The following is an 8978-nucleotide window of genomic DNA, read 5'->3' on the forward strand; positions in this document are numbered from 1 at the left end:
GGCCCGGCCACCGCGCCCCGGCGATGCCGGCGGCGATGGCGGCCTCGTCGAGGCGCACGCCCGCGGCGGCGAGCGCCCGCAGCGCCGCCGCAGCGAGCCCCGCGTTGCCCCGCTGGTGCGGGCCGGCCAGCGCGATGGGCCCGGGGTGGTCCGCCGGGGCGACGGTGAACGGCGCGCCGCGGCGGGCGGCCTCGGCGCGGAGCACCTCGAGCGCGCCGGGCGGCTGGAGCGCGTGGACCACCGCCGGCACCCCCGGCTTGAAGATGCCCGCCTTCTCGAACGCGATCTGCTCGATCGTGTCGCCGAGGAGGCGGGTGTGATCGAGGCCGATCCGGGCGATGGCGGTCACGCGGGGCACCACCGCGTTCGTCGCGTCGAAGCGGCCGCCCAGGCCGACCTCGAGCACCGCCACCGACACGCGCGCCTCGGCGAAGTGGAGGAGGGCGAGGAGCGTGGCGAACTCGAAGTAGGTGAGCCGGTCGCCCTCCCCGCCCCCCTCGTGCCATGGGCAGGCCCGGCGGATGGCCTCGATGCGGGCGGCGAGCGCGGCGTCCTCGATCTCGACGCCGTCCACCTGGATCCGCTCGTTGAACCGGACGAGGTGCGGCGACGTGTAGAGGCCGACCCGGTGCCCCGCGGCGCGCAGCGCGGCGGCGGCCATGGCGCAGGTCGAGCCCTTCCCGTTCGTGCCGCCCACGTGGAGGATCGGGTAGGCGCGCTCGGGGTGGCCGAGCGCGTCGAGGGCGCGCTCGACGCGCTCGAGGCCGAAGCGGATCGAGAGCGGCTGGAGCCCCTCGAGGTAGCGATGGACGTCGAGCATGGCGGGCTCGTCCTAACACGACGGCGCGCGGCGCGCCGGCCCGGGCGCGCCGGCGCGACTCGCGCGCCGGACGGCGGCGCGGTCCGTCAGGCGGTGAGCGCCAGGAGCTGCGCGAGCCGATCCCGCAGCTCGAGCCGCGGGACGATCGCGTCGATCATCCCGTGCTCGAGGAGGAACTCGGAGCGCTGGAAGCCCGGCGGCAGCTTCTCGCGGATGGTCTGCTCGATCACGCGCGGCCCCGCGAAGCCGATGAGGGCCTTCGGCTCGGCGATGACGAAGTCGCCGAGCCAGGCGAAGCTCGCCGCAACGCCGCCGGTGGTCGGGTGGAGCATCACCGAGACGTAGGGGCGCCGCACGGCGCGGAAGCGGTGGAGCGCCGCCGAGGTCTTCGCCATCTGCATCAGGGAGAAGATGCCCTCCTGCATGCGGGCGCCGCCCGTGGAGGAGAACACGATGGCCGGGATGCGCCGCTCGTACGCACGGTCGAAGACGCGGGCGACCTTCTCGCCCACGACCGATCCCATCGACCCGCCCATGAACTCGAAGGCGAAGGACCCGATGGACACCGGCTCGCCGCCGACGGCCCCGACGCCCGACACGAACGCGTCGCGCAGCCCGGTGGACTTGAACGTGCCCTTCAGGCGGTCGCGGTACTTCTTCGAGTCGGAGAAGCCGAGCGGGTCCTGCGGCGTCAGCTCCACGTCGAGCTCCTGGAAGGTCCCCGCGTCGAGGACCATCTCGAGGCGGCGGCGGACCGGGAGCGCGTCGTGCGCGCCGCACGACGGGCAGACGTTCCAGTTCCGCTCGTACTCGGCGCGCGGCACGACCTCGCCGCAGCCGTCGCACTTGTACCAGATGCCCTCGCCCTTCGCGGCCGGGGTCGGCGGCGCGGCGGGGGTGGTGTCCTTCGACTTGAGCTTCTTCTGCTTGGAGAACCAGGCCATGGACCTTCCCGTCTAGAGCGTGAACGCGTCACCGAGTCGGAGCACGCGGACGTTCGGCAGCGCGAGCCTCGCGAGCTCCCGCTTCAGCTCGGCGAGGTACGCGGGCTTGAGGTGATACAGCAGCACCGGGAGATCGTCTCTCTCCAGCTTGGCGAGCTCGCCCGCCAGCGTGCGCGGCGTGAGGTGCCCCGCGGCGTCGGCCACCCGCTGGAGCGTGCTCGGGAACGACAGCTCGACGAGCAGGGCGCGGAGCCGCTCCTCGCCGTTCGCCGCCTTCCAGAAGCGCTCGGTCGGCCCGGTGTCGCCGGAGACGCCGACCGTCGCGCGGCCGTCGGAGAGGAGCAGCCCGACCGCCTCGACCGGGTGCTCCACCGGGACCGGGAGGACCGTGTACGGGCCGATCCGGAACCGCCGTCCGGGACGGAAGGTGCGGATCTCGAGCGCGGGCCGGCGCGGGTCGGGGAGCCGCGTGAAGTCCGGCCACAGCTCGCCGTTCAAGAGGCTCCGGCGCAGGGTGCGGGCGCACGCCGGCGACGCGTGGACGCGCACCGGCGTCCGGCGGCGGCCCGCGACCAGATCGGCGAGGAGCGGGACGTCCTTCACGTGGTCCAGGTGCGCGTGCGTGAGGACGATGTCGTCGATCCGGAGCAGCGCCGCGAGCGGGAGGCTCGCGGTCAGGGCGCCGGCGTCGATGGCCAGCCGGCCGTCCACGAGGAAGCACGTGGTCCGGTGGCGAGGCAGCTCGCCGCCGGAGCAGCCGAGGACGCGGAACTTCAAGCCCGCTCCCCGCACTGCGCCTTCACCTGGAGGAACTCCAGGAAGTGGCGCAGCTTCGAGAGATCCGGCACGAGGAGCCCGCCGCCGTCCAGCGCGACGATGCCCGCCTGGAGGAGCTTGTGCAGGACCTCCTCCGCCTGCTCGGGCCGGACGCCGACGTGCGCGGCGAGGTCCGCGGGGGCGACGGCGACCACGTGGCCGGCGACGCCGCGCGGCGACCGCTCGGCGGCCGTCGCGAGGAAGTGGACGACGCGCGACGAGGCGTCGTGGAAGAGCAGGTTCTCGATCTGCTCGTTCGCCTCCTGCACGCGGGCCGCGAGCTTCTGGATCATGCGGACGGCGATCTCGGCGTTGCCGCGGATCATCGCCTCGAAGGTCTTCGCGTCCACCACCAGGAGCCGCGACGCCTCCGCGCAGGTCGCGGTCGCCGAGCGGGGACGGTTGTTCAGGATCGACATCTCGCCGAGGAAGTCGCCCGGCCCCATCGTCGAGAGGATCTTCTCGACGTCCCCGACGCGCTTGGAGATCGTCACCCGGCCCTGGTGGACGACGTACATCTCGCGTCCTGGCTCGCCCTCCCGGAACAGCACCGCGCCGGCCGGGTACTCCTTCCCGAAGCGCTGGAAGAGCGGGTCGTCGGCCATGGGGTGCCCGGTGCTTAGCCGACCTCGCCGAGAGCTGTCAACGAACGGTCCGGCACCGACGCGGCGCGCCAGAGCCGCGCCACGCCGCGTCGAGGCCGCCCGCGCGCGCCCGTCCCGGTGGGCACGCCCCGCCTGCGTCGCGCCGGTCGGCGCCGCCTCGGGGGGGGGGCGCGCCGGCCCGCGGGACCGTCTCGTCGATGACGTTTTCTGGCCACCCGCCGCTGCTCCAGTACCATCCGTTTCACCCGCCATGCGCCCGTTCAACCTCTTCCTCGCCGCCGCCGTCCTCGCCGCCGTCATCATCTGAAGGGACGCGGGCAGGACGAAGGGCCGAAAGGACCGGGGATCGCCCCGGCGGGCGGGGCTTGCGGCGGCAGCGCCGTCGCGGTAGACGCCCGCCATGTCCCTGACCTACCGCGACGCGGGCGTCGACATCGACGAGGGCGATCGGCTCGTCGAGCTGATCAAGCCCCACGCCCGCCCCACCCTCCGCCCCGAGGTCCTCGCCGGGATCGGCGGCTTCGGGGGGCTCTTCGCGCTCGACGTGAAGAAGTACAGGGAGCCCGTGCTCGTCTCCGGGACGGACGGGGTCGGGACGAAGCTCAAGGTCGCGTTCGCGGCGAACCGGCACGACACCATCGGCCAGGACCTGGTCGCGATGTGCGTGAACGACGTGGCGGTCGTGGGCGCCGAGCCGCTCTTCTTCCTCGACTACTTCGCCACCGGGAAGCTCTCCGCCGAGCAGGGCGCGGAGGTGGTGAAGGGCATCGCGCACGGCTGCGTCCTCGCGGGGTGCGCGCTCATCGGCGGCGAGACCGCCGAGCTGCCCGGCTTCTACGCCCGCGGGGAGTACGACCTCGCAGGCTTCGCGGTCGGGTGCGTCGAGCGCTCGCGGATCGTGGACGGCGCCGCGGTGCGCCCGGGCGACGTGGTGATCGGCGTCGCCTCGTCGGGGCTCCACTCGAACGGCTACTCGCTCGCCCGCAAGGCGCTCACCGAGCGGTACCCCCTCGGCCAGCGCTTCGACGCCCTCGGCGGCAAGACGCTCGCCGAGGCGCTCCTCGAGCCGACGCGCATCTACGCGAAGGACGTCCTCGCCCTCCTCGAGGCGGTCCGCGTGAAGGCCTTCGCGCACGTCACGGGCGGCGGCCTCCCCGGGAACGTGCCGCGCAACATGCCGGACGGGACGCGCGCGATCCTCGAGGAGCGGCGCTGGCCGCGCCCCGCGATCTTCGACCTCATCGAGACTGAGGGGCAGGTCCCGCGCGACGAGATGTACCGGACCTTCAACATGGGGCTCGGCCTGGTCGCGATCGTGGCCCCCGGCGACGAGGCGGCGACCCACGCGGCGCTCGCGGCCCGCGGCCTCGCCGCGTGGACGGTCGGCGCCGTCGAGCAGGGCGGGCCCGGGGAGGCCACCTGCGAGGTGGTGCGGTGATCCGGCTCGGCGTCCTCGCCTCCGGCAGCGGCACCAACCTGCAGGCGCTCCTCGACGCGACCGCCGCCGGGCGCCTCGACGCGAAGGTGGCCGTGGTGGTCTCGAACGTGCCCGGCGCCGGCGCGCTGGAGCGCGCGCGCCGGGCCGGCGTCGCGACGGAGGTGCTGCCGTCGAAGGGGGTCGCCGACCGCGCCGCCTACGACCGCGCCGTCGTGGAGACGCTCCGGCGGCACGAGGTGGAGCTCGTGTGCCTCGCCGGGTACATGCGGATCGTCACGCCGGCGTTCCTCGGCGCCTTCGGCCCGAGCGCGTCGTCCCGCGGCTGCCCGCGGGTCGTGAACGTCCACCCCGCCTTGCTCCCGGCGTTCCCCGGGATGCACGCCGCGCGGCAGGCGCTCACCTACGGCGCGCGGGTCGCGGGCTGCACCGTCCACTTCGTGGACGAGGGGACCGACACCGGGCCCATCATCGCGCAGGCGGCGGTCCCGGTGCTGCCCGGCGACGACGAGGCCGCGTTGCAGGCGCGGATCCAGGTGGAGGAGCACCGGCTGTACCCGCAGGCGGTGCAGTGGATCGCGCAGGGGCGGCTCGCGCTCGAGGGGCGCGTGGTCCGCGTGGACGGCGTGGCCGCCGCGGGCGCCCCCCTGGAGAACCCGCCCGTCGAACGCTGATGGCGACACATGACCGGGTGGCGCCCGGCGCCCCCGCGTCATAGACTCCGCCGCCGTGGCGCAAACCTTCCGGCCTCCGGCGACCCAGCGCATCTACGACGTCTGCATCCTCGGCTCCCAGCTCGGCGGGATCGTCGCGGGCGCCCTCCTCGCCCGGCGCGGCTTCCGCGTGCTGCACGTCGCCCACGACGACCGCGGGCCGACCTACACGGACGGTGGGTACGCCCTCCCCTGGGGCCCCGCCGTCGTGCCGAGCCCGCGCTTCATGCCCGCGGCCGAGGCGGCGCTCGCGGAGCTGGGGCTCTCGACCGACGTCGCCCGCGTCCTCGAGCCGTCGGACCCCGATCTCCAGCTCCTGCTGCCGAAGCACCGCGTGGACGTCTGGCGCGACCCGGCGGTGCTCCGCACCGAGCTGCGCCGCGAGTGGCCCGGCGAGGCCGACGCGCTCGAGGCGGGCTTCGCGACCCTGTCGTCGCTGTACGACTTCGCCGGCTTCTTCCTGAAGGCCGCCCCGCCCCTGCCGCCGGAGGGCTTCGGCGAGCGGCACAGCGTGAAGAAGGCGCTCAAGCTCGCGTCCACCGCGCCGAACGCGCCGCGCGAGCCGGTCGGCGTCGGCCGCCCCTTCGCGGATCTCGCGGATCACGAGCTCGTCCGGAGCCTCGGGATCGTGCACCGCTTCCTCACCTACCTCGACGGCCCGCCCTCTCCGCTCTCCCAGGTCCGCCTCCTCGGCGGGGCGCTGCGGGGAACGCACCGGCTCGCCCACGGCCAGGGCATGCTCGGCGAGCTGATCCGGCGCCGGATCGCCGAGTCGCGCGGCGAGCTCCGCGGCGGCCCGGGCGAGCCCGCCCCCGCGTCGGCGATCGAGCTCGACGGCGGCCGCGTCGCGGCGATCCGCCTCGCCGACTCCTCCGACGTCCACGTCGCCCGCGCCTTCGTCATGGCCATCGACGCGGAGGAGGTGCGGCGCCTCCTCCCCGAGGGCGAGCGCGACGCGCGATCCGCGCGCGCGCTCGGCGGGATCCGCCCGCGGCGCCGGCTCTTCACGCTGAACCTCATCGTCAAGCAGGCGGCGCTGCCGCCCGCCCTCGGCGAGAACGTGCTGGCGCTGCGCGATCCGGCCGGCGGCGACGGGCTGGACAACGCCGTGTTCCTCCAGGTGCTCCCCGCCCGGCGCGACGCCAAGAAGGGGTCGCCGGAGACGGTGCCCGACGAGCGGGTCGTGTGCGCGAGCGCGTACCTCCCGGCGGAGGTCGCGACGCGGGAGGAGCTCGCGCAGGCCTCGGCCCGGATCCGGGAGGCGGTCGCCGACGCCATCCCCTTCTTCGAGCGTCACCTCGTGGGCGAGTCCGCGCCGGTCCTGAGCGTCCCCGGTGGCCTCGCCGCGGGGGTCCGGCAGCTCTCCCACCCGCTCTACGAGCTGGATCTCGACTCGACCCTCGGCGTCACCGGTCTGAACGTGCGCGGGCCGTGGAAGAACCTCTTCTTCGCCGGGCGCGAGGTGCTCCCGGGGCTCGGCATCGAGGGCGATTTCTACGCCGGCATCCAGGCGGCCGGGCACGTCATCGCAGCCCTGGGGCGCAAGGAGGTCCTGAAGTGACCCCTTGCCTTTCGGGCGCGGATCGGTAATATCCCGCGCTCCTTTCGGTTTTTTGGAGTCTCCACATGGCACGCCGCTGCGAGATCTGTGGGAAGGGTCCCCTCGTCGGGAACACCGTCTCCCACGCGAACAACAAGAACAAGACGCGGTCCCTCCCGAACCTCCGCTCGGTCCGGGCGAACCTCGCGGGCGAGGTGAAGCACATCCGCGTCTGCACCCGCTGCCTCAAGGCCGGCAAGGTCCTGAAGGCGGGCCGCGGCCGGACGGCGCCCGCCGCCCAAGCGTAGCGCAGGTCCTCGCGGCGCCCCGGTGAGCGGGACGTAGCGCGCGCTCGCATGCGCAGGCTCCCCGTCACCGAGGCGCCACACCCCAGAGGCTCGGACCTCGAGCGGCTCTCCGCGGGCCGCCTCCTGTCGCGGCTCCACGCCGGCGATCGGGAGGCGGTGCGCGCGGTGGGCCGCGCGTTGCCGTCGCTCGCGGGGCTCTCCGCGGAGGTGGCGGACGCGCTGCGCGCCGGCGGGCGGCTGATCTACGCCGGCGCCGGCACGTCGGGGCGCCTCGGCGCGCTCGACGCCGCCGAGTGCCCGCCCACCTTCGGCGTCGCGCCGTCGCGCGTCCTCGCGCTCGTGGCCGGGGGCGCGCGCGCCCTCCGCCGCGCGATCGAGGGCGCCGAGGACGACGCCGCCGCGGGGCGCGTCGCCGTCGCGCGGGCGCGGGTCGGCGCGCGGGACGTGGTCGTCGGCGTGAGCGCCTCCGGCCGGACCCCGTTCGTCGCCGCGGCGCTCGCGGAGGCGCGCCGGCGCGGCGCACGCACCGCCCTCGTGACGTCCAACCCGGCGGCGCGGGCCGCCGCCGATCGCCGGGTGGTGCTCCCGACGGGGCCGGAGCTGGTGGCCGGGTCCACCCGCATGAAGGCGGGGACGGCGGCGAAGATGGCGCTCGGGCTGCTCTCGACCGCGGTGTTCGTCCAGCTCGGCGCGGTGCGGGAGGGCCGGATGGTGGCGCTCGGGACCACCAGCGCGAAGCTGCGCGACCGCGCCGTCCGGAACGTGATGGCGCTCGCCGGCCTGGGCGCCCGCCCGGCGCGGGCGCTGCTCGACGCGTGCGGGTGGAGCGTGCGCGAGGCGGTGGAGCGTGCGGGCGAGACGCGCGCGACGGGGCGCGGGACGACGGGCCGCGGGGCACGGACGACGGGGCGCGGGAACCGGGGCACGGGATCCGGGACGCGGGCACGGGCCGCGGGTTCGGGTTCGGGTCCAGAAAGCGCTGAGGGGAGATCGGGATGCCGAAGAAGGAACGGACGCTCGCACCGGCGGAGCTGAACCAGGCGCGCGCCGCGCTCGCGCAGGCGCGCGGCCGGAAGCGGCTCGACGTGATCCTGGAGGCGCGGGATCCGCAGGCGCTCGTGCGCGCGCTCCCCCCCGACGAGGTCTACTTCACGATCCGCGACATCGGCCTGGGCGACGCCGCCGCGCTCGTCCGGCTCGCCTCGCCGGAGCAGTTCAGGACCTTCCTCGACCTCGACGCGTGGTCCGCCGGCCGCTTCGCGCCGCGCAGGGCCCTCCCCTGGCTGCGCGCCGCCCGGGCGGGCGCCCACCTCGACCCGACGTCGGCCGCGCGCTGGAGCCACAAGCTCGACGCGCTCGACGCGGAGGTGCTGTACCTGCTGCTCCGCGACGCGCTGCGGATCCACGACCTCGAGCAGGATCCCGACCCGGAGCTGACCACGGATCGCTTCCTGCGGACGCCCGAGGGGAAGTTCGTGGTCGAGTTCCTGGTGGAAGGCACGGAGTACCTGGCCATCCGCGGGATCGTCGACGACCTGTACGCGCGGGATCCGTTCAAGGCCTCGCGGCTCCTCTCGTCCATCCGCTGGGAGCTGCCGAGCGAGCTCGAGGAGACGGCGCTGCGCTGGCGCACCGGACGCCTCGAGGACCTGGGCTTCCCGACGATGGAGGAGGCGCTGTCCTGGTTCGCGCGCCCGCCGCGCGGGCCGGCGCCGCACCCGGCGGGCCCGCCCGCGCGCGCGCCCGGGTTCCTGCTCGCCACGCTCGAGCGCGGCACGCTGCTCGACCGCGCGGTCG

At 75.2% G+C, this 8978-nt stretch carries 10 protein-coding genes; 6 read left to right on the forward strand and 4 right to left on the reverse strand.

The window, feature by feature from the left end; all coding sequences use genetic code 11:
- From MNZ27_RS22145 to MNZ27_RS22160, 4 genes are all read right to left on the reverse strand, one after another.
- Nucleotides 1–820: bifunctional folylpolyglutamate synthase/dihydrofolate synthase (locus tag MNZ27_RS22145; protein WP_242396244.1), on the reverse strand; the 820-nt coding region annotated here is incomplete at its 3' end.
- A gap of 86 nt (nt 821–906) precedes the next feature.
- The gene (gene accD, locus MNZ27_RS22150; protein ID WP_242396245.1) at nt 907–1764 is read right to left on the reverse strand and encodes an acetyl-CoA carboxylase, carboxyltransferase subunit beta; all 858 of its coding nucleotides are present in this window, start codon (nt 1762–1764) and stop codon (nt 907–909) included.
- 12 nt (nt 1765–1776) lie between these two features.
- The gene (locus MNZ27_RS22155; RefSeq protein ID WP_242396246.1) at nt 1777–2541 is read right to left on the reverse strand and encodes an MBL fold metallo-hydrolase; all 765 of its coding nucleotides are present in this window, start codon (nt 2539–2541) and stop codon (nt 1777–1779) included.
- A complete protein-coding gene (locus MNZ27_RS22160) occupies nt 2538–3185 on the reverse strand; it encodes a Crp/Fnr family transcriptional regulator (RefSeq protein WP_242396247.1) in 648 nt (215 codons plus the stop codon). The genes MNZ27_RS22155 and MNZ27_RS22160 overlap by 4 nt, the downstream gene beginning before the upstream one ends.
- A gap of 400 nt (nt 3186–3585) precedes the next feature.
- Here MNZ27_RS22160 and purM point away from each other — a divergent pair, with 400 nt between their 5' ends.
- From purM to MNZ27_RS22190, 6 genes are all read left to right on the forward strand, one after another.
- On the forward strand, nt 3586–4623 hold the full coding sequence (purM, locus tag MNZ27_RS22165) for a phosphoribosylformylglycinamidine cyclo-ligase (protein WP_242396248.1): 1038 nt from the start codon (nt 3586–3588) through the stop codon (nt 4621–4623).
- Nucleotides 4620–5294 carry a phosphoribosylglycinamide formyltransferase gene (purN, locus tag MNZ27_RS22170; RefSeq protein WP_242396249.1) on the forward strand — a complete coding sequence of 225 codons (675 nt, stop codon included), beginning with the start codon at nt 4620–4622 and terminating at the stop codon, nt 5292–5294. The genes purM and purN overlap by 4 nt, the downstream gene beginning before the upstream one ends.
- A gap of 55 nt (nt 5295–5349) precedes the next feature.
- Nucleotides 5350–6894: a phytoene desaturase family protein gene (locus MNZ27_RS22175; RefSeq protein ID WP_242396250.1), complete on the forward strand. Its 1545-nt coding sequence runs from the start codon at nt 5350–5352 to the stop codon at nt 6892–6894.
- 65 nt (nt 6895–6959) lie between these two features.
- Nucleotides 6960–7181 (forward strand): 50S ribosomal protein L28, encoded by a 222-nt coding sequence (gene rpmB, locus MNZ27_RS22180; protein WP_242396251.1) that lies wholly within the window; start codon nt 6960–6962, stop codon nt 7179–7181.
- A 48-nt stretch (nt 7182–7229) separates the two neighbouring features.
- The gene (locus MNZ27_RS22185; protein WP_242396252.1) at nt 7230–8216 is read left to right on the forward strand and encodes an N-acetylmuramic acid 6-phosphate etherase; all 987 of its coding nucleotides are present in this window, start codon (nt 7230–7232) and stop codon (nt 8214–8216) included.
- Nucleotides 8177–8978 (forward strand): DUF6178 family protein (locus MNZ27_RS22190; RefSeq protein ID WP_242396253.1); only part of this gene is annotated, 802 nt, incomplete at its 3' end. The genes MNZ27_RS22185 and MNZ27_RS22190, both read left to right, overlap by 40 nt.

Source organism: Anaeromyxobacter oryzisoli, from assembly GCF_022690765.1.
In the GTDB taxonomy this organism is placed as follows: Bacteria; Myxococcota; Myxococcia; order Myxococcales; family Anaeromyxobacteraceae; genus Anaeromyxobacter; species Anaeromyxobacter oryzisoli.

Coding starts and splice junctions, on each gene's coding strand:
- accD (WP_242396245.1), bottom strand. CDS start 1,764: ATGGCCTGGTTCTCCAAGCAGAAGAAGCTCAAGTCGAAGGACACCACC.
- MNZ27_RS22160 (WP_242396247.1), bottom strand. CDS start 3,185: ATGGCCGACGACCCGCTCTTCCAGCGCTTCGGGAAGGAGTACCCGGCC.
- purM (WP_242396248.1), top strand. CDS start 3,586: ATGTCCCTGACCTACCGCGACGCGGGCGTCGACATCGACGAGGGCGAT.
- rpmB (WP_242396251.1), top strand. CDS start 6,960: ATGGCACGCCGCTGCGAGATCTGTGGGAAGGGTCCCCTCGTCGGGAAC.
- MNZ27_RS22185 (WP_242396252.1), top strand. CDS start 7,230: ATGCGCAGGCTCCCCGTCACCGAGGCGCCACACCCCAGAGGCTCGGAC.